Source organism: Luteibacter sp. GL_149, from assembly GCF_057834065.1.
Genome location: NZ_CM174395.1, coordinates 1,359,051 through 1,382,783 on the forward strand (window position 1 = coordinate 1,359,051; position 23,733 = coordinate 1,382,783).

At 62.8% G+C, this 23,733-nt stretch carries 21 protein-coding genes and 2 tRNA genes; 17 read left to right on the top strand and 6 right to left on the bottom strand.

The genetic code is table 11. The features are described 5' to 3' along the window. The first annotated feature begins 113 nt into the window (after positions 1-113). The 3 genes from rplU (at position 114) to cgtA (ending at position 1,894) form a co-directional block, all read left to right on the top strand. Entirely contained in the window at positions 114-428 is a 315-nt protein-coding gene (rplU, locus tag AC3IR3_RS06095) for a 50S ribosomal protein L21 (protein WP_132141108.1), read from the top strand. 18 nt (positions 429-446) lie between these two features. Next, positions 447-704, top strand: a complete 258-nt coding sequence (rpmA, locus tag AC3IR3_RS06100) for a 50S ribosomal protein L27 (RefSeq protein ID WP_489196067.1) — start codon at positions 447-449, stop codon at positions 702-704. A gap of 122 nt (positions 705-826) precedes the next feature. Next, complete coding sequence (gene cgtA / locus AC3IR3_RS06105; RefSeq protein ID WP_489196068.1) at positions 827-1,894, top strand: Obg family GTPase CgtA; 1,068 nt, start codon at positions 827-829, stop codon at positions 1,892-1,894. A 174-nt stretch (positions 1,895-2,068) separates the two neighbouring features. Here cgtA and AC3IR3_RS06110 read toward each other — a convergent pair whose 3' ends face one another. The 4 genes from AC3IR3_RS06110 to rpsT all read right to left on the bottom strand — a co-directional run bounded on the left by AC3IR3_RS06110 (position 2,069) and on the right by rpsT (position 6,546). Beyond that, positions 2,069-4,192 carry a prolyl oligopeptidase family serine peptidase gene (locus AC3IR3_RS06110; RefSeq protein WP_489196069.1) on the bottom strand — a complete coding sequence of 708 codons (2,124 nt, stop codon included), beginning with the start codon at positions 4,190-4,192 and terminating at the stop codon, positions 2,069-2,071. A gap of 213 nt (positions 4,193-4,405) precedes the next feature. Further along, entirely contained in the window at positions 4,406-5,275 is an 870-nt protein-coding gene (locus tag AC3IR3_RS06115) for an IS3 family transposase (protein WP_489195294.1), read from the bottom strand. Continuing rightward, the gene (locus AC3IR3_RS06120) at positions 5,272-5,571 is read right to left on the bottom strand and encodes a transposase (RefSeq protein WP_489195295.1); all 300 of its coding nucleotides are present in this window, start codon (positions 5,569-5,571) and stop codon (positions 5,272-5,274) included. The genes AC3IR3_RS06115 and AC3IR3_RS06120 overlap by 4 nt, the downstream gene beginning before the upstream one ends. A gap of 711 nt (positions 5,572-6,282) precedes the next feature. Continuing rightward, a complete protein-coding gene (gene rpsT, locus AC3IR3_RS06125; RefSeq protein ID WP_132141112.1) occupies positions 6,283-6,546 on the bottom strand; it encodes a 30S ribosomal protein S20 in 264 nt (87 codons plus the stop codon). Between the two features lie 212 nt (positions 6,547-6,758). Between rpsT and murJ the strand changes: the two genes are divergently transcribed. The 8 genes from murJ to AC3IR3_RS06165 all read left to right on the top strand — a co-directional run bounded on the left by murJ (position 6,759) and on the right by AC3IR3_RS06165 (position 15,240). After that, entirely contained in the window at positions 6,759-8,366 is a 1,608-nt protein-coding gene (gene murJ / locus AC3IR3_RS06130) for a murein biosynthesis integral membrane protein MurJ (RefSeq protein ID WP_489196070.1), read from the top strand. A 112-nt stretch (positions 8,367-8,478) separates the two neighbouring features. Then, positions 8,479-9,435: a bifunctional riboflavin kinase/FAD synthetase gene (locus AC3IR3_RS06135; RefSeq protein WP_489196071.1), complete on the top strand. Its 957-nt coding sequence runs from the start codon at positions 8,479-8,481 to the stop codon at positions 9,433-9,435. A 50-nt stretch (positions 9,436-9,485) separates the two neighbouring features. After that, entirely contained in the window at positions 9,486-12,347 is a 2,862-nt protein-coding gene (gene ileS / locus AC3IR3_RS06140; RefSeq protein WP_489196072.1) for an isoleucine--tRNA ligase, read from the top strand. A 73-nt stretch (positions 12,348-12,420) separates the two neighbouring features. Continuing rightward, entirely contained in the window at positions 12,421-12,927 is a 507-nt protein-coding gene (lspA, locus tag AC3IR3_RS06145) for a signal peptidase II (RefSeq protein ID WP_489196073.1), read from the top strand. A gap of 55 nt (positions 12,928-12,982) precedes the next feature. Further along, positions 12,983-13,924, top strand: a complete 942-nt coding sequence (gene ispH / locus AC3IR3_RS06150) for a 4-hydroxy-3-methylbut-2-enyl diphosphate reductase (RefSeq protein ID WP_489196074.1) — start codon at positions 12,983-12,985, stop codon at positions 13,922-13,924. 42 nt (positions 13,925-13,966) lie between these two features. Beyond that, a tRNA-Thr gene (locus AC3IR3_RS06155) sits at positions 13,967-14,042 on the top strand. Between the two features lie 103 nt (positions 14,043-14,145). Further along, positions 14,146-14,772 carry a DNA-3-methyladenine glycosylase gene (locus tag AC3IR3_RS06160; protein WP_489196075.1) on the top strand — a complete coding sequence of 209 codons (627 nt, stop codon included), beginning with the start codon at positions 14,146-14,148 and terminating at the stop codon, positions 14,770-14,772. A 240-nt stretch (positions 14,773-15,012) separates the two neighbouring features. Then, positions 15,013-15,240: a hypothetical protein gene (locus AC3IR3_RS06165; RefSeq protein WP_489196076.1), complete on the top strand. Its 228-nt coding sequence runs from the start codon at positions 15,013-15,015 to the stop codon at positions 15,238-15,240. A gap of 14 nt (positions 15,241-15,254) precedes the next feature. Here the strand turns inward: AC3IR3_RS06165 and AC3IR3_RS06170 are convergent, their stop codons facing one another. Next, a complete protein-coding gene (locus AC3IR3_RS06170; protein WP_207906737.1) occupies positions 15,255-15,515 on the bottom strand; it encodes a hypothetical protein in 261 nt (86 codons plus the stop codon). 292 nt (positions 15,516-15,807) lie between these two features. On the opposite strand from AC3IR3_RS06170, the gene pilV reads away from it, so the two are divergent. The 6 genes from pilV to AC3IR3_RS06200 are packed head-to-tail and all read left to right on the top strand — an operon-like array spanning position 15,808 to position 23,113. After that, positions 15,808-16,353, top strand: coding sequence for a type IV pilus modification protein PilV (pilV, locus tag AC3IR3_RS06175; protein ID WP_489196077.1), 546 nt, complete (start codon positions 15,808-15,810; stop codon positions 16,351-16,353). Then, complete coding sequence (locus AC3IR3_RS06180) at positions 16,350-17,666, top strand: PilW family protein (protein WP_489196078.1); 1,317 nt, start codon at positions 16,350-16,352, stop codon at positions 17,664-17,666. Before pilV ends, AC3IR3_RS06180 begins: the two co-directional genes overlap by 4 nt. 23 nt (positions 17,667-17,689) lie before the next feature. Beyond that, on the top strand, positions 17,690-18,313 hold the full coding sequence (locus AC3IR3_RS06185; RefSeq protein ID WP_489196079.1) for a pilus assembly PilX family protein: 624 nt from the start codon (positions 17,690-17,692) through the stop codon (positions 18,311-18,313). Positions 18,314-18,317: 4 nt separating this feature from the next. After that, complete coding sequence (locus tag AC3IR3_RS06190; protein ID WP_489196080.1) at positions 18,318-22,034, top strand: pilus assembly protein; 3,717 nt, start codon at positions 18,318-18,320, stop codon at positions 22,032-22,034. 16 nt (positions 22,035-22,050) lie between these two features. Then, positions 22,051-22,485, top strand: coding sequence for a type IV pilin protein (locus AC3IR3_RS06195; protein ID WP_489196081.1), 435 nt, complete (start codon positions 22,051-22,053; stop codon positions 22,483-22,485). 28 nt (positions 22,486-22,513) lie between these two features. Beyond that, positions 22,514-23,113, top strand: coding sequence for a GspH/FimT family pseudopilin (locus tag AC3IR3_RS06200; RefSeq protein ID WP_489196082.1), 600 nt, complete (start codon positions 22,514-22,516; stop codon positions 23,111-23,113). Between the two features lie 415 nt (positions 23,114-23,528). Here AC3IR3_RS06200 and AC3IR3_RS06205 read toward each other — a convergent pair. Further along, positions 23,529-23,603: transfer RNA gene (locus tag AC3IR3_RS06205), tRNA-Val, on the bottom strand. Positions 23,604-23,733 lie beyond the last annotated feature (130 nt).

The following is a 23,733-nucleotide window of genomic DNA, read 5'->3' on the forward strand; positions in this document are numbered from 1 at the left end:
GCCCCCGGGGACCTCTTTCGCGCCCCAACCCCCTGTTTGACCTGGGCTTTCCCGGGTCGCTATAATTCGCGATTAGCAGTACCCCCAAGAAGAACTACAGAAGGGATAATCCCATGAGTTACGCAGTCATCAAGACTGGCGGTAAGCAGTACCGCGTCATGCAGGGCGAAGTCCTGCGCGTCGAACTGCTGAACGCCGAAGTCGATTCCACGTTCCAGTTCGACCAGGTCCTCCTGGTTGGCTCGGGCGAGTCGATCACCGTCGGCGCCCCGCTGGTCGAAGGTGCTACCGTCAGTGCGAAGATTCGCGCCCACGGTCGCGCGGATAAGATCCGCATCATCAAGTTCCGCCGCCGCAAGCACCACAAGAAGCAGCAGGGACACCGTCAGCACTACACCGAAATCGAGATCACGGGCATCACTGCCTGATCTGCTGGAGAATGAGTCATGGCACATAAAAAAGGCGTAGGTTCCAGCCGCAACGGTCGCGATTCGAACCCGAAGTATCTCGGTGTGAAGATCTACGGTGGCCAGGCTGTCGAAGCCGGTAACATTATCGTGCGTCAGCGCGGTACCAAGTTCCATGCAGGCGTTGGCGTCGGTCTCGGCCGCGACCACACCCTGTTCGCGCTCGTTGACGGCACGGTTGCCTTCAAGGTCCGCGGCGACAAGGGTCGCAAGTTCGTCGACGTCGTTACGGCCTAAGGGTCTTTCGCGACGCGACAACAAAGGCCCCGCTCAGGCGGGGCCTTTTGTTTATATGCGGCAATGGTTTTGGGCATCGGCTTACAATGTAGGCCGGGCCCCTTCAAGGTCAGGCAATACCCATGAAATTCGTTGACGAAGCTACCATCAGAGTCATGGCCGGAGACGGCGGCAGCGGCTGTGTCAGTTTCCGTCGCGAGAAATTCATCCCGTTCGGTGGTCCCGATGGCGGCGATGGTGGCAACGGCGGCTCGGTCTGGCTCGTTGCCGACGAGGGTCTGAATACGCTGATCGACTTCCGTCACCAGCGCGCCTTCAAAGCGCCGCGGGGGCAGGGCGGTATGGGTAGCCAGATGTACGGCAAGGGCGGCGACGATATCGAAGTGCGCGTCCCGGTCGGCACCATGGTGACCAACGTCGACACCGATGAAGTTATCGGCGATCTCACGGCCAACGGCATGCGCATGAAGGTTGCGCAGGGTGGTCGTGGCGGTCTGGGCAATATCCATTTCAAGAGCTCGGTCAATCGCGCTCCGCGCAAGATGACGCCGGGTACGCCGGGCGAAGTGCGCGAGCTGAAGCTCGAGCTGCGCCTGCTGGCCGATGTCGGTCTGCTGGGTTTCCCGAACGCAGGCAAGTCCACCTTTATCCGTGCGGTGTCGGCTGCTACGCCGCGCGTGGCGGATTATCCGTTCACGACGTTGCATCCGAATCTGGGCGTCGTGCGCATCGGTATCGACCAGAGCTTCGTGATTGCCGACATTCCGGGAATCATCGAGGGTGCCGCCGAGGGTGCGGGTCTGGGTATCCAGTTCCTGCGTCATGTCTCGCGTACCAGCCTGTTGCTGCACATGGTGGATATCGCGCCGCTGGACGGGGCCGATCCGGTTGAGCAGGTGCGTGCCATCGAGCAGGAGCTTGAGAAGTTCGACGAAGAACTTATGTCGCGTCCTCGCTGGCTCGTCATCAATAAGTCCGATGTTTACTCGGATCAGGACGAGCTGCACGAAGTCGCCAACAGCATCGTCGCGCGACTGGGTTGGACGCAGCCGTGGTTCCTGGTGTCCGCCGCGGGCGGCGAAGGTACTCGCGAGGTTTGCGTGCAGATCCAGCAGTTCTTCGATGTCGAAAAGGCCGAGGCGCGCGAGCGTGCCGAAGCGATGGACGACGTGCGCATGCGCGGCGAGTAAGTTTCCCTGGTTCCCCCTCCAGGCAGTGGGGAGTCGTGGTGGCGAGCGAAGTGCAGCGCCTGTATTCCCTTGCACCACCTCCCCTTCACCGTCATTCCTGCGCAGGCAGGAATCTAGTGCGGTGCACGGGATTATCGCGACCACGCCAGTTCAGCTCTTCCTGTGTCCGGGTGTTTATTGCGCCTTGTCGGCCAGCCCCAGTTCGCTGGCAAAGAACGTCATGCTCAAGACCGTGTCTCCGACGCGCTGACTGAATGGTGCGCCTGCACCGTGCCCGGCGTTCATGCGCGTCAATAGCAGGGTCGGTTGACGCGACGCGGGCGGCACGGTCAGGGCCGCGGCTTGCAGTGCGGCGGCAAATTTGCGCGATTGCCATGGTCCGACATGACTGTCGTTGGCTCCGGTGCTGAGCAGCACGGCGGGGTACGCGACGTTGGGTTTTACGTGCTGTAGCGGCGAATAGGCCAGCGTGGCCCGGGCCTGGGCAGGGTCGCTCATGCTGCCGTATTCGTTGCGGTTGTAGCGGCCGTTGGCCGTCAATACTTCATGCCGCGGTATGTCGTAAAGGCCTACTCGCGCCACCACGGCGCGATAGTCCTGCGGGTGTTGCACCAGGGATGCGCCCATCAACAATCCGCCGTCGCTGATACCGAAAATGCCCAGATGCGCGCGATCGGTCCAGCCGCTGTCGAGCAGGGCGAGCGATGCGGCGTGAAAGTCGTCGATCACGTTCTGCTTGTGCAGCTTCTGTCCTTGCGCGTGCCACGTTTCGCCGAATTCGTTGCCGCCGCGTGTGTTCGCATAGGCCAGTACGCCGCCGCGTTCCAGCCACGCCAGTTCGGCACCGACAAACCCGGGTCGCACCGGTGAACCGAAGCCGCCGTAGCCTTCCAGAATCGTTGGATTGGAGTGACCGGGCCGCACACCTTTCATGGCCAGGATGGTCACCGGAATCTTCGTGCCATCCTTCGACACGCCGTCGATGCGATGCACCTCGATGGCCGAGTAATCGGCTGTCGGCTTCACTTCGAATACGGTCTTGATGTCGCCCGTTGCGCCGTCGTATTCCACCCATCGGCGTGGCGTTACCCATCCCCGGTAGCTGATCAGTGCCTTGTCCTGGCCGGACCCGGCGGCGATGGCATCGATCGCGATGCCCTGCTCGGGCAGCGGCAGGCGGCGCACCAGGGCTGCTTTGGCATCGTAGTGTTCCATCCACCAGTCGGGCCCCCAACTGCGTACCACCAGGAATCCCTTGCCTAGCGGGGCGACCTGCTGGATCGCACCTTCGCGCTGTTCGAGTACGGTGGTGGCGCGCCCCTTTCCGTCGATCGCCACGACCTTTCCGCGTGGAGCGTCCTTGAATGCGGTGGCATAGAGGCGGTCGGACACCCATACGGCTTTGCGTATGTCGGCGTCTCGACCGAGTACTCGACGGAATGTCTCGCCCTGGCGCACGAATATCTCCGCCGGTCCGCCATCTCCCTCGTAGGCAAGGATCGCGGTCTGCGGCTGGGCGTCGTTCGAGCTGACCAGCTCGTACTCGGCAACCGGCGAATAGTGCTCGCCAAACACGATGCGATCCGCTGTGGCGGGTGCCCCCAGTGTGTGGTGGACTACCGAAGCATTGAAGAGCTGGACGCCCGCGCCGGATTGCGGCGGCACGTAGCGCACGTAGAGAAAGCCTTTCCCGTCGGCATCCCATGCCAGTCCGGGTGGGGTGGGGCCGCCGCCTGCCCACGGTAGGGTGTCGGTCAGGGGTTTCCCGCTCTTTACGTCCAGCACGTGGAGAGTGGTGAGCTCGTCGCCCCCTTCCTCGGTTCCGTAGGCGAGGTAGCGGCCATCCGGCGAAGGCCAGTAGCCGGCCATGGATGCGTTGTCGTTGGTGTTCGGATCGAGTACGGGCCGGGCGGCTCCCGCCGGCCATGTCTGGCCGATCAGTACCGGCTGCGATTGCGATGGTACTTGTTGCAGATAAAACAGCGTGCCACCCACCAGCATGGGCGTGGATCGGGTGGTCGCACTGATGGCCAGCTGTTTGATGCGCGCGGTAAGCGCGGCGCCGGCGGGGATCGCGCCCAATACCGCTTCGGTATGCGCATTCTGTTCGACGATCCATTGCTGGACCGCTGGATCGTCGGCGCGTTCCAGCCATTGATGGGGATCGGTGGCATCGCCTCCCTGCGGGTTGCCTTGCGTGCCGGGTGGCGGTAGGGAAGGGTGGCCGGCATCGTGGGCGTGGGCGCTAACCGCAATAGTCAGCGCAAGGGCGAGGAGGAGGTGGGCGTGCGGATGCATAAGGACTCCCGATGGAGGGGGCATACGATCTGACACGCGAAACTAGCCTGCGCGGCTGCGGGGTCGCAATAGGCCTTTCAGCTACCGATGAGGCTTTGGGGGCGGTATGAAACAAATGGATATTCACGTGCTGCGGGGGAGGGCTCGGCTTCGCCATCGCCATCGCTTTTGCGCTCGGACGTTGCGGGGAGAGCCGTCGGCCACCTGAGGTGGTCAAGTATTTCTAAACACCCGATGGGTTTTTTTTCGGGCCGTCAGCATCTCGTGGATGGCTGGCGGGACCTGACCGTTGGCCGCATGCAGGCGCCGGTAGTTGTAGTAAGACGTCAGGAAGACCGTGGCGTCGCTCTCGGCTTCGTGACGAGTGTCGTAGGTCCGTTGCATCCATTCGGTTTTCAACGACGCGAAGACCCGCTCGGCGACAGCATTGTCCCAGCAGTGTCCCTTTCGACTCATGCTTTGAGTGATTCCCAGGCCTTGCAGGCGCCGAATGAAGCCGAAGCTGTTGTATTGCGAGCCCTGGTCGGAATGGAACATCAGCTCACCCGAGGGCCTGCGGTCCTTCACCGCCTGATCCAGAGCAGCCAGCGCCAAGTTCGCGTTGGGCTGGATCGAGAACGCCCAGCCGACGATCCGCCGGGCATACAGATCCACCACGATGGCCAGGTACAGCCAGCCCTGTCGGGTCGGCAGGAAGGTGATGTCGCCGACCCAGACCTGGTTGGGCCGGGCCACGTTGAACTGCTGCGCAAGAAGGTTGGGGGCGGGCACCGCCGCCTTGCTCGCTCTGCGATAGGAGTGCCGGCGTACCCGTTCGGCCCACACACCCGCCTTCTTCATCAGGGTGCGGGCGCGATATCGACCCGTCGGCATGCCTTGCCGGGCAAGCTCCGCAGCCATGCGGCGTGTACCGTAGCTGCCTCGGCTCTGCCGATGAATCTGCCGAACCGAGGTCACCGCCTTCGGCTCGTCAGGAATCGGCCGTTCCTCCGCGCCGCGCCCGGCGTAGTAACTGCTGCGGGGGTATTCCATGGCGTCACAAAGCTGGGTGACCGCGTACGCCCCCTTCAGTTCGTCGATCACCGCCGTGGGCGATCGTTCTCCCGAACGAAGAAGGCGATAGATTTTTTTAGCAGTTCGCGCTCCTCCTGGAGCTTGAGCACCTGCGCCTCGAGCTCGACGACACGGCGACGGTCCTCGTCGGCCGTCCTTTGGCTGCCTGGCGCCGGATGCTCTGCCTGGTACATTGCCACCCACCGTCTTAACGCCGTAGGGCCGACATCCAACATCTCACACACCTGCCGTGTCGAATGGCCTTCGGCCAGGATCAGATGCACGGCTTCGTCCCGCTGCGCCTGCGTCATATTTTTACGTCCCATGGTTCACCTCGTTCTGGCTGTGAATCCCCTCAGGATGTCCAGAAAGATTAGACCACCTCAACCGCCCTCGACGCTCCGTCTCCACCGTCGCTCGGGAAGGGATAGCCGCTGCGCGGCTGGTGTTCTATGGCTGCGCCCCGTCGCGCCCGCGCGGCGGGCGGGGGTTTTCGATTCGGCCTCCATGCCTCAGCGAAAACGGCGGACCGTCCGGGTCCGCCCCCTCCGGGCCTGATCCGCCCGCCGCGCTCGGTTCCGCAAGTCGCGTCGAGGGCGGTGGCCGACGGCTCTTGCGAACGTTGCTGTTACGTGGAGGAAGGCAGCGCGTGACGCATGGCCGGTGATGGCCGCCTGCCGGTCCGGTCTTATCACCTGCTCGGCTCGCGCTCTGCCCGCAGCAAACCGCAGTCGACGGTGCCGTGGCCGGGTTGGCCCTTGGGGCCGCCTTAGCCGAGGGCCGCGATGACTAGTTGGAGCGAAAGCGGCGCTACGGCCCGCTCCCGCAGGGACGGCGCCGAAGGCCCCAAGGGCCAACCCGGTCGCGGCCTCCCCGAGGCACGAGCGTGAGGCGGCCAAGTCACGAATAACACGAGCCACCCAGCGGCGGTCCTCAGCCAAAGGGCGACCAGACGCGCGAGATCGCCCCCGTAGTGCGTGAAGAGCCAAAAAAAAGCCGGCTTTCGCCGGCTTCTTCGTGAACGCAGTCGCGCAGGCTTATGCCAGGTCGCGGATCTTGGCGTTCAGGCGGCTCTTGTGACGGGCAGCCTTGTTCTTGTGGATCAGGCCGCGAGCGGCGTAACGATCCATGACGGGCACGGCAACGGCGTAAGCGGACGTTGCGCCAGCCTTATCCTTGGCGTCGATCGCCTTGACGACCTTCTTAAGTGCGGAACGCACCATGGAACGCGCGCTGACGTTGCGCAGACGGCGCTGCTCCGACTGACGCGCACGCTTCTTCGCGGACTTGATGTTGGCCAAGGGAAAACTCCAGAGTTCGGTTGGACTTGAAAAAGACGCCCAGTATGCGGTCAATGCGCCGCTACGTCAACAGCTTAGGCCGTTCACGGGCGTGTCGTGGGGGTATCGGGGCACGGTGCCCGTAAAAGCGCCGAATCGCTACTGTCTTCCTGCCGGCCGCCGCTGTCAAACTACCGCGCTTCCCTATCGCGGCCAAGGCAACTGTTCCAAGGATGAAAACCCCCAGTCTTCTGCGCGGCATGCTGTCCTTCAGCGGCATGACCATGGTGTCCCGAGTGCTCGGCCTGGTGCGCGACATGGCGATCAACGCCTCGTTCGGCGCGAACGCCGCTACCGACGCCTTCTGGGTCGCGTTCCGCATTCCCAATTTCATGCGCCGGCTGTTCGCGGAGGGTTCGTTCTCCACGGCCTTCGTTCCCGTGTTTACCGAGGTGAAGGAAACGCGGCCGCATGCGGAGCTGAAGTCCCTGATGGCGCGCACGTCGGGCACGCTCGGCGGGGTGTTGCTGGTCGTGACGGCGGTGGGAATCATTTTTGCGCCACAGGTGACCGCGCTGTTTTCGCCCGGTGCCGTGGACACGCCGGAGAAATTCGAACTGACCGTCAATCTGTTGCGTCTGACGTTTCCGTTCCTGCTTTTCGTATCGTTGACGGCCTTGTCGGGTGGGGCGCTCAACAGCTTCCATCGCTTCGGACTGCCGGCACTGACCCCGGTGATCCTCAATCTGTGCATGATCGCCGGTGCCCTGTGGCTGGCGCCCCGGCTGCATACGCCGATCATGGCGATGGGTTGGGCGATTCTCGTCGCGGGCATCCTGCAACTGGCTTTCCAGCTACCCGCCCTGAAGGGTCTCGACCTGCTGGCGCTGCCGCGCTGGGGCTGGAGCTCGCCGGACGTGCGCCGGATCATGAAGCTGATGGTACCGACGTTGTTTGGCTCGTCGGTAGCGCAGATCAATCTACTGCTCGATACCGTGATCGCTTCGTTGCTGATCGCCGGTTCGCAGAGCTGGCTGTCGCAGGCGGATCGTTTTCTCGAATTGCCGCTGGGCGTCTTCGGCGTGGCGTTGGGCACGGTGATCCTGCCGTCGCTGTCGCGCCACCACGTGGCGACCGATCGCGAGGGCTTTTCGCGCGCTCTGGACTGGGGGCTGCGAACGACGTTACTGATCGCCGTGCCGGCCATGTTCGCGCTGATGCTGCTCTCCGAGCCGCTGGTGGCGACAATTTTCCAGCACGGACGCTTCACGCCGTTCGACACGCACATGGCGTCGCTGTCTATCTCCGCCCTCAGCTTCGGTCTGCCGGCGTTCGCGCTTGTGAAGGTGCTGCTGCCTGCTTTTTATGCCCGCAAGGACACCCGTACGCCCGTGCGCGCCGGCGTCGCATCGCTGGTCGCGAACATGGTTTTCAACGTGCTGTTCCTGACGCTGCTGTTCTCGCTGTGGGCTTCCCCTGCACAGAAGGCGGGCTCGTGGATGGAATCCCTGTCGCAGATCCCCGGGCTGCATATGGCCCTGGGAATGGCCAGCGCCCTGGCCAGCTATCTCAACCTCGCGCTGCTGTGGCACTGGCTGAAGAAGTCGGGTGTCTATCAGCTCCAGCCAGGCTGGGGTCGCCATCTCGGACGACTGGCCCTGGCCTGCGGCGCCATGATCGTCGTGTTGCTCGGCGGCCTGTGGCTGTGGCCGGACTGGACGGACGCGGAGAAATGGACCCGCGTTATCCGACTTGCCGTGCTGGTATGCGCGGGCGGCGGTGCCTATCTGGCGGCCCTGTTCGGTGCCGGTTTCCGCCTGAGCGAGCTTCGCGGCCGATGACCCCGGCGGCGCCGCATTGTGCAGCGCAATGCTGCGGCTATACTGGCCCGATGGCTTTTATTCCGCTTCGCCCACGCTGCCTCGCTTGCGCCCCGATGGGGAGCGTTCGTCCATGACGCTCAACCTTCATCGCGACGTCGACGGGCCGTGCCTCGTCCCCGAGGGAAGCGTGCTGGCTATCGGCGCGTTCGACGGCCTGCATCGCGGCCACCAGGCGCTGCTGGCCGAAGTGCGCCAGCGTGCCGCCGCGCGTGGGCTGGTGCCCGCCGTGGTGACATTCGAACCGCTGCCGCGCGCCTTCTTTTCCCCGACGCCGGTTCCGCGCCTGACGAGTCTTCGCGAGAAGGTCGAGGGCATGACGGCGGCTGGTATCCGCGACCTGCTTTCCCTGCGCTTCGACACCGCGCTTACCCAGATGTCCGCCGAGGACTTCGTTCGTCGCGTACTGGTCGAACGCATGGCGGCACGGGAAGTCTGGGTCGGATCGGATTTCCGCTTCGGTCACCGGCGTACCGGCGATTTCGCGTTGCTGGCATCGATGGGCGCCGAACTGGGTTTCACGGCGCATGCCGTCGAGCCGGTGCTGATCGACGGCGAGCGTGTTTCGGCGTCGCGCGTGCGCACGCTGCTGGCCGAGGGCCGTTTCGCCGAAGCCACGCCGTTGCTAGGGCGGCCGTTCGTCATTGACGGTCACGTCGAGTACGGCAATCAGTTGGGTCGCACGCTTGGTTATCCCACCGCCAACATCCATCTTGGAGATCGCATCAGTCCGATCCAGGGCATCTTCGCGGTGCGGATCGGCGTGGGCGAGGGGCCGTGCAGCTGGCCGGGCGTGGCGAGCCTCGGCACGCGACCCACGGTGAACGAAGTGCGCGAGCCCCTGCTCGAAGCGCACCTGTTCGATTTCAGTGGCGATCTCTACGGCCGCCGTATCGCTGTGGAATTCGTCGCGAAATTGCGCGACGAAGAAAAATTCGATGACCTCGACGCCCTGACGGTGCAGATGCGCCAGGACGAAAAGGCCGCCCGGCAAGCCCTTGGAATGAACCCCATACTTGTCGATGCATGAACGACGGACGCCATGAGGCGACCCGAACAGATAACCAGTGGTTGCGAGCAATGACCCAGGATTACAAGAGCACGATCAATCTGCCGCAGACGGATTTCCCGATGCGCGGCGACCTTCCCAAGCGCGAGCCGACCTGGCTCGAGACGTGGGAGCGTGTCGGCCGCTATGCGCAGATCCAGGAAAAAGCCGCGAATCGCGATAAGGTTTTCGTGCTGCACGACGGTCCGCCTTACGCCAATGGCGTCATTCACCTTGGCCATTCGGTCAACAAGGTATTGAAGGACGTCACGGTCAAGTCGAAGCTGCTGGCCGGCTACCGCGCGCCGTACGTGCCGGGTTGGGACTGCCACGGACTGCCGATCGAAATCGCCATCGAAAAGAAATTCGGCAAGGCGGGCGACAAGCTCACCGCCGCCGAATTCCGCCAGAAGTGCCGCGAATACGCGATGGCGCAGATCGATCTGCAGCGCGTCGACTTCAAGCGCCTGGGCATCCTCGGTGATTGGGAACGTCCGTACCGCACGCTCGACTTCACCTACGAAGCCGACATGATCCGCGCGCTCGCGCGCATCGTCGAGAACGGCCACGTCGTGCGTGGTGCCAAGCCGGTCTACTGGTGCTTCGATTGCGGCTCGGCCCTTGCCGAAGCCGAGATCGAATACGCCGACAAGGTCTCGCCAGCCGTCGACGTAGCCTACGACGCGGTCGACCCGGTGTCGTTCGGCGCGCTGTTCGGCGTCGCCACAGGTGACGCGATCATTGCCGTGCCCATCTGGACGACGACGCCCTGGACTCTCCCGTCCAGTCAGGCGGTATCGCTGGGCGGCGAACTCGAGTACGTGCTGGTCGAAGGTCCCGCGCGCGACGGCCGTCGCCTGCTGCTGGTCATCGCCGAACCGCTGGCGGAAAAGGCCCTCGCGCGGTACGGCGTCGACACCGTGACCATTCTCGGTCGCGTGCAGGGCGCGGTGCTGGAAAACCAGTCGCTGCACCATCCGTTCTATAGCCGCCACGTTCCGCTCGTCCTCGGCGACCACGTATCGTCCGAAGACGGTACCGGTGCGGTGCACACCGCGCCCGACCACGGCGCGGACGACTTCGTCGTCGGCCGGAACTACGGCATCGGCACGCTGAACCTCGTGGACGGTCGCGGCGTTTATCGCAGCGACACGCCGCCGGCCGGCGATGTGGAATTGGGCGGTCAGCACATCTGGAAGGCCAACGACATCATCGTCGAGCTGCTGCGTTCGCGTGGCGTGCTGCTCGCGGCGTCGAAGCTTTCGCACAGCTATCCGCATTGCTGGCGCCATAAGACGCCGGTCATCTTCCGTGCCACGCCGCAGTGGTTCATCAGCATGGAGCAGGCCGACCTGCGCCGTACCGCGCTGTCGTCGGTCAAGAACGTGCGCTGGGTGCCGGGCTGGGGCGAGGAGCGCATCGCGGGCATGGTCGAAGGCCGTCCCGACTGGTGTATCTCGCGTCAGCGCACCTGGGGCGTGCCTATCGCTCTGTTCGTGGACAAAGCGACGCACGAGCCGCATCCGGACAGCGTCCAGTTGCTGGAAAAAGTGGCGGACCGCGTTGCGAAAGAGGGCATCGATACGTGGTTCACGCTCGACGCGCGCGACTTCCTGGGCGACGAAGCCGACCAGTACGAAAAAGTCACCGACGTCCTCGATGTCTGGTTCGATTCCGGCGTCAGCCATTACGCAGTCATCGGCGCGCGTCCCGAGCTGCAGGCGGGCGATGCCACCGAATACAAAGTCATGTATCTCGAAGGCTCCGACCAGCATCGCGGCTGGTTCCAGTCGTCCCTGCTGACTTCCTCGGCCATCAATGGCCGTGCGCCTTACGACCACGTGCTGACCCACGGTTTCACGGTGGACGCGCAGGGACGCAAGATGTCGAAGTCGCTTGGCAACGGTATCGAGCCGCAGGACATCATGAAGACCCTTGGCGCGGACATCCTGCGCCTGTGGATCTGTTCCACCGACTACCGCAACGAGATGTCGCTGTCGGACGAAATCCTGAAGCGTGTGGCGGATACGTATCGCCGCGTGCGCAACACCGCGCGTTTCCTGCTCGGCAACCTTGACGGCTTCGATCCGGACAAGCACCTGCTGAGCGTGGATGCATGCGTCGATCTCGACCGCTGGGCCGTGCAGCAGGCGCACGAAACGCAAACGGCGATCATCGCCGCGTACGAGCGTTACGACTTCCCCGAAATCGTCCAGCGCGTGCAGAATTTCTGCACGAACGAACTGGGTGCGCTCTACCTTGACATCACGAAGGATCGCCTCTACACGATGCCGACCGACAGTCGCGGTCGTCGTAGTGCACAGAGCGCGATGTACCGCATCCTCGAGGCGCTGGTGCGCTGGCTGGCGCCGATAGCGACGTTCACGGCCGAGGAAGTCTGGGCGCACATGCCCGGCTCGCGCGGTGAATCGGTGTTGTTCGAAACCTGGTACGACGGTCTGGATGGCAAGCGTTTCGATGCGGATGCCCGCGCGTCGTGGTCCCAGCTTCTCGCGATCCGCGACACCGCCTCGCGCGTGCTGGAAGGCATGCGCAAGGACGGGTTGATCGGCGCATCGCTGGACGCGACGCTGACCGTTTATGCGGATGGCGCGTTGCGCAACCATCTTGCGGAATCGGGCGACGAACTGCGCTTCTTCTTCATCACGTCCGATGTGTCGCTGGCGGCGCTGGAAGATCGTCCGGCCAATGCCGTGCGCGTCGATATCGAAGGCGTCGAGGCATGGGTTTCGGCTGGCGTCAGCGACGCGGCGAAGTGCATCCGCTGCTGGCACCATCGCAAGGACGTCGGCGTCGACCCCGCGCATCCGGAAATCTGCGGACGTTGCGTCGAGAACGTCACGGGGCAGGGCGAAGACCGTCGCTGGTTCTGATCGTCCGCTGTTCCGACGCCGCGCCGCACGTTAAGTGCGGCGCGGTCGCCCTCCACGCAAAACGGCGCCTTCCATGACGACTCGTATCAAACCGAACGCCCTGACCTGGCTCTGGCTCGCCGCTGCCGTGATCGTGTTCGACCAGCTGACCAAGTGGTGGGCTCTCACCGCGTTGCAGCCGGCCGAAACGCCGCATCCGGTGATTCCCGGCGTCCTCAACTGGATGCTGACCTTCAATACCGGCGCCGCGTTCAGTTTTCTCGCGGACAGTGCCGGCTGGCAGCGCTGGTTCTTCGTCCTGCTGGCGCTGGGCATCAGTGGGACGTTGAGCGTCTGGCTGAGTCGCACGCCCCGGCGCGACTGGCGCACGGCTTTGCCGCTGGCTCTGATCGTCGGTGGCGCGGTGGGTAACGTCATCGATCGCTTCCACGCGGCCAAAGTCACCGATTTCATCCAGGTTTTCATTGGCGACTATCCGTTTCCGGTCTTCAACGTCGCCGATTCGGCGATCAGCGTGGGGGCCGTGGCCCTGATCGTATTCGGCCTGTTTTCAGCGAAGCCCGCAGCCGACGTGCGATAATTCCGGGGTCGGCGTTACCTTTCCGGGCATCGCCATTCCCCTCGTCGAGGTTCGCTTGGATATCCTTCTCGCCAATCCCCGTGGTTTCTGCGCCGGCGTGGACCGCGCCATCGCCATCGTCGAGCGCGCGCTGGAATCCTACGGCGCGCCCATCTACGTGCGCCACGAAGTCGTCCATAACCGCTTCGTCGTCGAGCGCCTGCGCGCCGATGGCGCGGTGTTCGTGGAAGAGCTGGACGACGTGCCGGACGGCGCCACGGTGATCTTCAGCGCCCATGGCGTACCGAAGGCCGTGCGCGAAGAAGCCGACCGTCGCCGCCTGAACGTCTTCGACGCCACGTGCCCGCTGGTCACCAAGGTCCACATGGAGGTCGCGCGCCTCGGCCGTGCGGGCCACGACGTCGTGCTGATCGGCCATGCCGGTCATCCGGAGGTCGAGGGCACCATGGGGCAGTGGAATCCGAACAACGCGGGCAGCATCTATCTCGTCGAATCCGTGGACGACGTGCAGATGCTGGTGCCCGCCCAGCCCGACACGCTGGCCTTCGTCACGCAGACCACGCTCTCGGTGGACGACACCATCGCGATCATCGCCGCGCTGCGCGTCCGTTTCCCGGGCATCGAAGGTCCGCGCAAGGACGACATCTGCTACGCCACGCAGAACCGCCAGGACGCCGTGCGCCGCCTCGCCGACGCCGTCGACCTCGTGCTGGTGGTGGGTTCGGTCAACAGCTCCAACTCCAACCGCCTGAAGGAACTGGCCGAAAAGCAGGGCGTCCCGTCGTATCTCATCGACGGCGCCGAGCACATCGACCGCGCGTGGCTGGATGGAAAAACCCGCATCGGCGTCACCGCGGGCGCTTCGGCCCCGGAAAAGCTGGTTCAGGAAGTCATCGCCCGCCTGCAATCCTGGGGCGCCGGTACGGTCCGTGAACTCGACGGCGAAGCCGAGAACATCACGTTCGCGCTGCCCAAGGAGCTTCGTCTCGCAAGTTGATGCTTGCGCGCGAAGGCAAGGAACTTTAGAATTCCGCGTCTCGCCGGAATAGCTCAGTTGGTAGAGCGCGTCATTCGTAATGATGAGGTCGTAGGTTCGATTCCTATTTCCGGCACCAGCAAAAAGAGAAGCCCGCGAAAGCGGGCTTTTTTTGTGCACCAATTTCGGCTACGCCTTCCGGACAATCTGCGTACACTTTCCCGATGTCCACGAAGAATCCCATGGTTGCCGATCCTCGTGTTGCCCCGAAGCGTCGCACGCGCTGGCCGGGCAGTGTCCTTGCGCGGACATTCTTCCATCGCGATCCGCGCGACGTCGCTCCCGAACTTCTGAACAAAGTGCTCGCCTGTGCGGACGGGCGCGCGGGTCGCATCGTCGAAGTGGAAGCGTATTGCGGTGCCATCGATCCGGCGGCGCATAGTTATCGCGGCAAGACCGCGCGCAACGCCGTCATGTTCGGTCCGCCCGGTCACATGTATGTCTACTTTACCTATGGCATGCACTGGTGCTGCAATACCGTTTGCGGCGACGAGGGGGAGGGCGCCGGTGTGCTTATCCGCGCGCTGGAACCGATCGCCGGCATCGGGTCGATGCGTGTCGCGCGACCGCGTGCCGCGCGCGATCGCGACCTCTGCAGCGGGCCTGCCAGATTGACCCAGGCCATGGGCATTACCGGCGAGCAGAATGGTATCGATCTGGTAAAGGCGCGTCAGGGTTACACGGTGCTGGACGATGGCATGCCCGCGCCGGAGAACGTGCCGGGATCCGCCCGTATCGGTATTCGCGAGGGCACGGATCTTCTGTGGCGCTGGTATGTGGCGGGCAATCCGAATGTCTCGAAACCCTGATCCCGATCCGCCTCCCGATCCCGGAACGTGCCCCATCTGCGGAGGTTCCGGCGAGGTGACCCGCATCGACGAAGAGGTGGGTTGCCACATCGTCGTTCCGTGCTGGCGTTGCCAGCCCTCGCCCCCATCCGCAGTCGACGAGGCCGGCTGATCCGCGACCTGCCGCACACGGCCGCTTAATGCGACAGGTGCAGAATAGGCGCCGGGGGAATACGGGATGTGCCGTCGACGGAGGTTCGATTGAGCACACCGACACCTGTACATCTGCGGATCTACGTCATGCATCCACCCGAGCCGGGTGCGGAGTGGGCTGTCCGCGTAGCCGACCACCGGCCCGTTCGTTTTCGTCACGAGCGCGATGCGCTTACTTATGCGCTGAGCCAGGCCCGCATCAACGATGCTGCCGGGATGGAAGTGGAGTTGCGTGTCGAAGGCGACCACGGCCACTGGCGCGCGGTCGCTTTGTAGCGGCACCGGTTCGCTCAGGCGGCGGCAAGCCTTGCCATGGCGGCCGACGTCGGCGGTCCGAGATGCCCGAGCGGTGCATCCGGCAGGAATCGCCAGCGATCGATACGCGCAGGTACGCGCGCTTCGGAATACATGTCGCGTATGGCGCCGGCCGCGTGCACCGGCTCGTCGAACCGGCCAACCTCGACTTCGTCGAGCAGGGCGCGCCAGCGATGGCCATGGCGGATGATGCGGAACAGTCCTGATGTCGACTGGTAAACGTATTGTGCCAGCACGGTCGAACTCCTTCTGATTACCCGTAGCACTGTAACGGTCCGCCCGTGACCATCCTGTTATCGAAATGCGGCAATTCGAGGGCATAACGCCCGCCGTGTTCAGTCGGCGACGCCCTGATCGGGTGCTTTCGCAGGAATAAACGGCGATACCGGATCGTTGCGCGGAAAGGGCTGCAGGGGTTGTGGGTAAGGCCGTTCGTCGGATATTGCTGACCGCCGGTCGGCGTGTGCGACGCTCCTCTACCTGTTTACCCTACAGTTAGATTGTCGATATTGGTTTAGGGGAGCCAACGTGGCCCAGGGTCTGTCGCGCCGCGTCCAGCGGGGCGTATCGCTTATCGAAGTCTTGATGGCCGTGCTGATTTTCTGCATCGGTCTCATCGGTCTTGCCGGTCTTCTGGTCATGGCGACCAAGTCGAACCATTCGGCGTACATCCGCACGCAAGTCACGTTCCTTGCGAACAGCATGGCCGATCGCATGCGGGCCAACCCGGTGGGATTGTGGACGCTTGCCTACAACGACACCGCTTATCCGGTCAGCGGCACGCCGGACGCCTGCGATGCCGCGACAGGGTGCAATCCCGCAAAGGTAGCGCTGCGCGACAAGATCATCTGGAGCCAGCAGCTCACCCAGTCCCTTCCCGGTGTGGGTCCCACGTCCATTAAATGCGTGAGCCCCACCACGGGTTCCGTCCCGGCCGCTCCCTATGCGACGCGGCCTCCTTACGGTGGCAGCTGCACCATGACGATCCAATGGGCCGAGCGTGGCATCACCGGCGCCGACGACAAGATCGCCACAGGCAGCCTGCAGTCCTTCACCTGGGTGTTCCAGCCATGAGCCTGACTCACGTATTCCCGCGCGGCCAGCGCGGCGTAACGCTTGTCGAACTGATGATCGCGATGGTCCTCGGTCTTCTCGTCGCCGGCGGCATCGTCAGCGTCTTCCTTTCGACATCGTCCAGCAATCGCGTCCAGACCCAGATGGCGCGCCTGCAGGAAGAAGGACGATTCGCCGTGGACCGGATCAGCGGCGATCTGAAGATGGCCGGCTCGCAGTACTGCAGCAGCACGGGTGGCATCGCCAATACGATGAGTGCCGGCGTGGCCCTCGACGCTTTGCGCACGCCAAAGATATTGTCGTCGACGATTACGTTTCCGCAGAACACCACGGCATGGGGCACTCCCTATCCCGTGAAGCCGACCGCGGCCTATCCCATGCCGTCGTTCCTTTTCATGCGTGGCTACGACTGCACGAAAACCAAGTGCGGTCCGGCCGATCCTTCCGCACCCGCCGACGGTGTGCCAAAGATGGGGACGGCGCTCGGCAACCGGGTAGTCGGTGCGTCCGTGCTGACCCTGCGTTACGTCGATTCGTCGGGTGGCTGGGCCATTGGCGGTTCCAGTGTGGTGGTCGCCAAGAACAATGGCGATGTGGATCACATCACCATTGTTCCGAGGACTGGCGAGCCATCGCTGACCGGTTTCGCGGACGGTGAACAGGCCATGCTCGCGGACTGCTCGACGGCACAGATTTTCTCCGTTAACGGCAGCCCCGATTTCAAGCCGGATACCACTAACCTTTCTCAGCCGCGTGCATTGCAACCTCAATCCGCCCCCCGCTTTTTCCGGTTGAAGACCGATCTGCGCACGGTGACCTATTACCTGCAGGTAAAAACGGACGACGGTACGGCGACCGGCAACAAGACCGGTGCGCTGATGCGCTGCGATAGCGGAACCACAGGCCCCTGTGCCGAGCTGGTGCGCGGTGTCGAACGTCTGGACTTCCGTTACGGCGTCGAGGATTCCAACGGCCTGACGCATTTCCTGAGCGCCGCGGAAGTCGATTCGAACAATGCAGGTGCGATCGCGTGTCCACCGAATGCTCCCGATGCACTCACGCCGGACACGGGTTGCCTGTGGCGTGCGGTCAAGAGCATCGAGATGCACCTGTTGATGGACGGACAAATACCGCTGTTCTCGCTGACGGCACCTGAAATCGCCTTCACCTATCAGCCCGATGCCATCACGACGCCCGCGGCTCCGAACGCGCGCGGCACTAATGGCATCGCTCCCTCCGACCAGGGTTTCGACGATCACATGATCCGTCGCGAATTCTCCACCCTGGTGATGATGCGCAACTACAACCCATGAACGCCGCTTCCAAGGATCGCGCCATGAACGTCGACGCCCGCATGCGTCCGCCAGCCGCTCCGCGCAGGGAACGCGGCGTCGTGCTGGTGGTCGCGCTGATTTTTCTTCTGCTGATCACGCTGCTGGCGATCAGCTCGTCCGGTTCGTCGCTGTTGCAGGAAAAACTGGTCGGCGGCCTGCGTAACTCGCAGCTGGCGGAGTGGAGTGCGGAGACCGCCCTGCGCGGTGCCGAATGGCGTCTGTGGACAGCCAGCGGCGACCCTTCCACGCGCATGAAGTGCGGCGCGTTCGCGTTGACCGATTGCTACGAATACAGCCCGGATCCCGTGACCAACGTCACGACGTTCCGTACGTCGGACGGCTGGGTGACCGCCGGCGCCACGCAATACAGTGCGGTGGATTACACGGCGACCAGCACCGACAAAACATTCCATCTCTATAGCGATCCGTACTACATCATCGAAGACCTGGGCATGGAACTGCCACCCAATGCGGGCCTGCAGCACGAGTCCGGCTCCACGGGCACGGGCGGCACCGGCTATACAAGTACGAATCGCCATATCTACCGGATCACGGCGCGCGGCGTCGGCAACAACCAGAACGCGATCCGCGTCCTGGAAACCACGTTCGCAGCGAAGAGCGACTGATGCCATGACCTCCCTGTCCAGCAAATTCCATCTGTTGCGCAACGCGGCCCTGGGTCTGGGCTTGTGCATATTCGGCGGTTACTCGGGTGTGTCGGTCTCGCAGACCACGACCACCTACTACACCACCGACCTCAGCACGACGCCACCCGATCTGACGGTGGGTGTCGCGCCGAATATCGCGGTGACCTTCGACGATTCGGGCTCGATGGGTTCGACGAATTTGCCAGATACGTTGGATGGGACTCAGGGGCAGTACTACTACTACTCTTCGAATACGAATTCGGTTTACTACAACCCGGCCATCGTCTATACGCCGCCGCTCAAGGCAGATGGCGTGACGCTGTTTCCCAAGGCCAGTTATACGGGGGCATGGCGCGACGGTATATGTGCGAATACGACGGGTTTCGTGGTGAAGAACAACGGCACCATCGATACCGGTACGTCCTGCTCGGGAACGGTCGATCTGAGTACCGGCTTCACATCCGGGTTCGCCAACGACACAAGCTCAGGTAGGCAGGCTTATCAGACCGGCGCCAAGAATATCGGCGCAGCGGTGGCTGGCAACCAGAGCGGTGGCTTTTACTACACCTGTCCTACGGTATTGTCGACGACGGGCTGTGTCATCACGAAGCTGAGTGGTGGAACGGCCGCGGACAAGCAGAACTTTGCCAACTGGTACTCCTATTACCGTACCCGAAATTTGATGACGCGCAGCGCGATCTCGAACGTTTTCGCGGGCCTTGGCAGCACCATCCGCGTTGTTTTCCAGAATCTCAACAACAGCAACTACGTTCTTACCGGGGGCACGACTACGTTCGATGCCTTCGCGGACACGTCGACGGGTGTGGGTCCGCGTACTACCTTCTTCAAATGGTTGTATGCCGTAAACGCCAGCGGTGGTACGCCGACCCGCATAGCGATCAAGAAAACCGGCGATATTTTCATGACCGGCAACAACAATACGATCAGGAAAACGAACAAGAATCCTTACTTCGAACCGAATATAGGCACGGACGGCACGGGCCTGGAACTGACCTGTCGTCTCAACTACAGCCTGCTGGTAACCGATGGTTACTGGAACGGTGGCGATCCCGGCATTCCCGCGAACACGGTCCAGGCCAGCACCATCAACCTGCCCGACGGAAACGTGTATCAGGGCGGCAGTTCGGGTAACGCCGAGGCGAAGATATTCTGGAACGTGCCTGCAACTACAACTTATTCGACGCTTTCGGATCTCGCTTTCAACTACTGGGTGACCAATCTTCGGCCGGACTTCAAGAATGCCGATGGCACGCCGAAGCTGGGCGTTCCGCCGTCTTTTACCGATTACTCCGATGCGAGCGGCAACGCCGTCGCATGGAACGGTACAGGTACCGTTCCTGCCGCGATCTACTTCAATCCGAAGAACGATCCAGCAACCTGGCCGCATCTCGTTCAGTTCATGATTACGTTGGGTGTCAATGGAACGCTGGCATATGACGGCGACTATGCGGCGCTACGTAAAGGCACCAAGAGCTGGCCGACGCCAACGGGTACGGGCAACGGCGACGCAACCGACATCGACGACACATGGCATGCCGCGGTCAACAGTCGTGGGCAATACTTCAGCGCGCGCGATCCGGCTGCGTTGTCAAAGGCACTTTCGCAATTGCTTGCCCGCATTATTTCCCGCACGTCCTCGTCGGTAGCCGGCGTGCTCAATACCGCCGTACTGAGTACCTCGAGCGTCACGTATACGACTGGCTACGACAGCGCGAGCTGGGTCGGATCGCTTCTGGCCAAGTCGGTCGACTCGACGGGCGCTATAGGATCGACGTTATGGGACGGCTCTGCTTTGCTTACCACGCGTAACAAAGCGGGCGATTCGCGAGTCATCCTGACGAGTACGGCTTCGGGAAGCGGCAATGGCGCCGCGTTCCAGTGGACATCGGTCCAGACGGCATTGACCGCTGTCGATTCCACGTTCAATGCGGGTAGTACAGGTTCGGACAGGCTCAAATACCTGCGTGGCGACACGACGAAGGAAGGCACCAGCTTCCGCACTCGTATATCGGCACTCGGAGCGATCATCAACTCCCAGCCTGTCTATGTGGCCTATCCGGCCAGCGGCTATCGCGACAGCTTCCCGGATGTCGGAACGAACACGGCGCCGGAAATGGCCGCCGATCCCACGACCAAGGCGCTCAAGTACAGCTACGAGCAGTTTGTCGCCGATCATCAGAAGCGGGCGCCCACGCTGTATGTCGGTGCCAACGACGGCATGCTTCATGCGTTCGACGCGACGACGAGTAGCACCAAAGCAGCCGATGTCGACGTCACGCCGGCTCCCGGCAAGGAGCGCTGGGCGTATGTTCCGTTTACGGTGTATGGCAGTCTGAACAGCCTTACGCCAAAATCTGGATTCAACTTCGTGCCTACCGTCGATGCGACGCCTGTCGCACGAGATGTCTTCTTCAGTGGCACCGGAAAGACAGGCTGGCATACCATCCTCGTCGGAGGGCTGCGTTTAGGCGGCCGCGGCATTTACGCATTGGACATCACGAATGCCAGCGCTTCCGAGTCGTCGCCAGGCGGCACGGTACTCTGGGAATTCAACAGCGACAGTGTCGACTCCACCGGAACCAACGTTGGCGCGAATCTCGGCTATACGTTCGGTAAACCGAACGTAGGTCGCCTGGCCAATGGCAAGTGGGTCGTTCTTGTTCCGAGCGGCTATTTCCCGACCGGTAGCAAGGTTGCCGCGGCTTCCAATACAACCAGTTCGCTCTTTGTCCTCGATGCCGAGACCGGGGCCGTCATCAAGGAACTGAAGACGCCGAATTCGATAGGCGGCATAAGCAACATCGTGAGTTACGGTCTTTCATCGGCCGTTCTCGGGGATTACAACAACGACCAGGTCGACGACGTGGCATTCGCCGGCGACCTGCAGGGCAACCTGTGGCGCTTCGATCTCGCCGATCCGTCTCCCGACAAGTGGGCCGTCACGCTGGCCTTCCGGCCGCAGAACCCGGGCGATCGCCCGATCACGGTCATGCCGCGTCTGTTCGCCGATCCCGCGTCGTCGTATTTCATGGTGGTCTTTGGTACGGGTAAGTACCTCGGTGCCACCGATAACACGGTGTCCGCCGCGAACAGCAAAATCCAGGGTATATACGGCATCCGCGATCGCGGTCCTTCCGACACGGCTCCCGTCGTCGAGGGCACGAGCACGCTTGTCGAACAGAAGATGGTCGAGGTAAGCAATGTTCGCGGTCTCACGACCAATGCCGTCCCCGCTACCCTGTCCGATGGCACCGCCGTCTACGGCTGGTTCATCAACCTCACCGTGGGCTCTCCTCAGACGAACAAGGGCGAGCGCGTGGTCGTCGATGCCACGGCGTTGTTCGACAGCGGTCGAGCGATCATTACTACGCTTATCCCCGGTAGTACCGATCCCTGCGATCCGGTGCGCCTGGGTGCCGTCCTGGTGATCGATGCGGCAACCGGCGGTGCATCCAGCGGCGTGAGCGCGGGTAGCGTGTCGATGACTACGGGCTATACAGTCGCCGGTGCCCGGGTAAAGAACGTCCCGGCGGGTGGCGGATTACCCGCAGCGACGGTTATCGGTGGCGGTAAGATCGTCTTGCCGGGTATTTCGCTGCTGTCCGACGGCACGCCGCTCGGCATCGGCGATGCGATCTGGCGTCGTCGCTCGTGGCGGGCGTTGAACAATGGCAACTGAGTCCGGGGGAAGACCGATGAAGCGTATGCAGGAACCGCTGCGAGTGGGTGGCTTTACGTTGCTGGAGCTGATGATCGTCGTCATCATCATCAGCGTCCTGGCGGCGATCGCGGTGCCCTCGTACAACCGGTACGCTTTTCGGGCGCGACGGGCGGATGGGCAGGGCATGCTGATGAAGGTCGCGGTGGCGCAGGAGCGTTACTACGCGACGTACAACAGCTACGCCGCATCCATAACGACGGACCTGAAGTTCGCAACGGACACGACGGATAACGGGTACTACAAGATAAGCATCGGGAAAGTCGGCACCTCCGACTACACGACGGCCTATATAGCAACGGCAACGGCGCAGCCGGGGCAGGCGAAAGATGCCTGCGGAAATCTGACAATCGATTCGCGTGGCACGAAGTCGCAAAGCGGCCAGACCAACGTCAACGGCACGTGCTGGTAAGCCGGCAGGGGACAGGGGAACGATCGTGGTGAACATCCGTATGAAGAACGCCGGCTTCTCGATCGTCGAACTGATGATCACCATCCTGGTGCTGGCGATTCTCCTTGCCATCGCCGTCCCCAGCTTCCGCGGCACCATGCGGCGCTCCAATGTCAGCAACGTCGCCAACAATCTGATGGGCGATCTGCAGTACGCGCGAGGCGAGGCCGCCACGCGACACAAGTTCGTTTCGATCTGTCGCAGTCTCGACGCCGCGACGTGTACGACGGACAACAAGGATTACGACCTTGGCTGGCTGGTATACACGTATGACGCAGGTACCAAGGGAGCGAACCAGGTCTACGATTCGTCCAATGCCAGCCATCAGCTCCTGCGCGTCGGCACACCGCAGACGCGCGTCTCCATCCAGGCTACCGATGGCGCTGTCCTGACCTTCGGCCAGAGCGGTCCGGTCGTCGCGAATGGCACCCGGACCACGGATACGTTTCTGCTGTGCTCGCGAAAGAATGGCGTGGACACGGGTGTTGGCGAGAACAGCGGCGAAGTAGCCGGCTCGCAGATCGTGGTATCGACCTCCGGTTCCGTGGCGTCGAGCAAGCTGGCAGCCGGGGCCGCCTGTGCGCTGTGATGTCTTATGGCATGCTTTCTGTGGGAGCGCGCTTGCGCGCGAAAGCCAACAGGGCGAGGAAGCCGGATGCTCACATCCGCTAGCCCGATCTCCTGGCTGCGAATGCTACTCACAGCATCACCGCTTCGTTGGCTTTCGCGCGCAAGCGCGCTCCCACAGGAAGCGACGTTCGCCGGAATCGGATGGTGGGCGGTACAAGGATCGAACGTGTGACACCTGCCGTGTGAAGGTTCGCTGCTACACGCACGCTCACCGTAACGAAGAAAACCCGGCGCAAGGCCGGGTTTTCGGAATCGAGATGGTGGGCGGTACAAGGATCGAACGTGTGACACCTGCCGTGTGAAGGTTCGCTGCTACACGCACGCTCACCGTAACGAAGAAAACCCGGCGCAAGGCCGGGTTTTCGGAATCGAGATGGTGGGCGGTACAAGGATCGAACTTGTGACACCTGCCGTGTGAAGGCAGTGCTCTACCGCTGAGCTAACCGCCCATCGCGAGGGCGGAATTCTACGGGGGGACGGGTCTGGGGTCAATCGCCTGAACGAAAGCACCGGCTTCGACGGGTTCTCAGCATCGCGTAAGACCGGTGGCGACGCCTGAACGGTACAATGCGCTCGTTT

Coding starts and splice junctions, on each gene's coding strand:
- rplU (WP_132141108.1), top strand. CDS start 114: ATGAGTTACGCAGTCATCAAGACTGGCGGTAAGCAGTACCGCGTCATG.
- rpmA (WP_489196067.1), top strand. CDS start 447: ATGGCACATAAAAAAGGCGTAGGTTCCAGCCGCAACGGTCGCGATTCG.
- cgtA (WP_489196068.1), top strand. CDS start 827: ATGAAATTCGTTGACGAAGCTACCATCAGAGTCATGGCCGGAGACGGC.
- AC3IR3_RS06110 (WP_489196069.1), bottom strand. CDS start 4,192: ATGCATCCGCACGCCCACCTCCTCCTCGCCCTTGCGCTGACTATTGCG.
- AC3IR3_RS06120 (WP_489195295.1), bottom strand. CDS start 5,571: ATGGGACGTAAAAATATGACGCAGGCGCAGCGGGACGAAGCCGTGCAT.
- murJ (WP_489196070.1), top strand. CDS start 6,759: ATGAAAACCCCCAGTCTTCTGCGCGGCATGCTGTCCTTCAGCGGCATG.
- AC3IR3_RS06135 (WP_489196071.1), top strand. CDS start 8,479: ATGACGCTCAACCTTCATCGCGACGTCGACGGGCCGTGCCTCGTCCCC.
- ileS (WP_489196072.1), top strand. CDS start 9,486: ATGACCCAGGATTACAAGAGCACGATCAATCTGCCGCAGACGGATTTC.
- lspA (WP_489196073.1), top strand. CDS start 12,421: ATGACGACTCGTATCAAACCGAACGCCCTGACCTGGCTCTGGCTCGCC.
- AC3IR3_RS06160 (WP_489196075.1), top strand. CDS start 14,146: ATGGTTGCCGATCCTCGTGTTGCCCCGAAGCGTCGCACGCGCTGGCCG.
- AC3IR3_RS06180 (WP_489196078.1), top strand. CDS start 16,350: ATGAGCCTGACTCACGTATTCCCGCGCGGCCAGCGCGGCGTAACGCTT.
- AC3IR3_RS06185 (WP_489196079.1), top strand. CDS start 17,690: ATGAACGTCGACGCCCGCATGCGTCCGCCAGCCGCTCCGCGCAGGGAA.
- AC3IR3_RS06190 (WP_489196080.1), top strand. CDS start 18,318: ATGACCTCCCTGTCCAGCAAATTCCATCTGTTGCGCAACGCGGCCCTG.
- AC3IR3_RS06195 (WP_489196081.1), top strand. CDS start 22,051: ATGAAGCGTATGCAGGAACCGCTGCGAGTGGGTGGCTTTACGTTGCTG.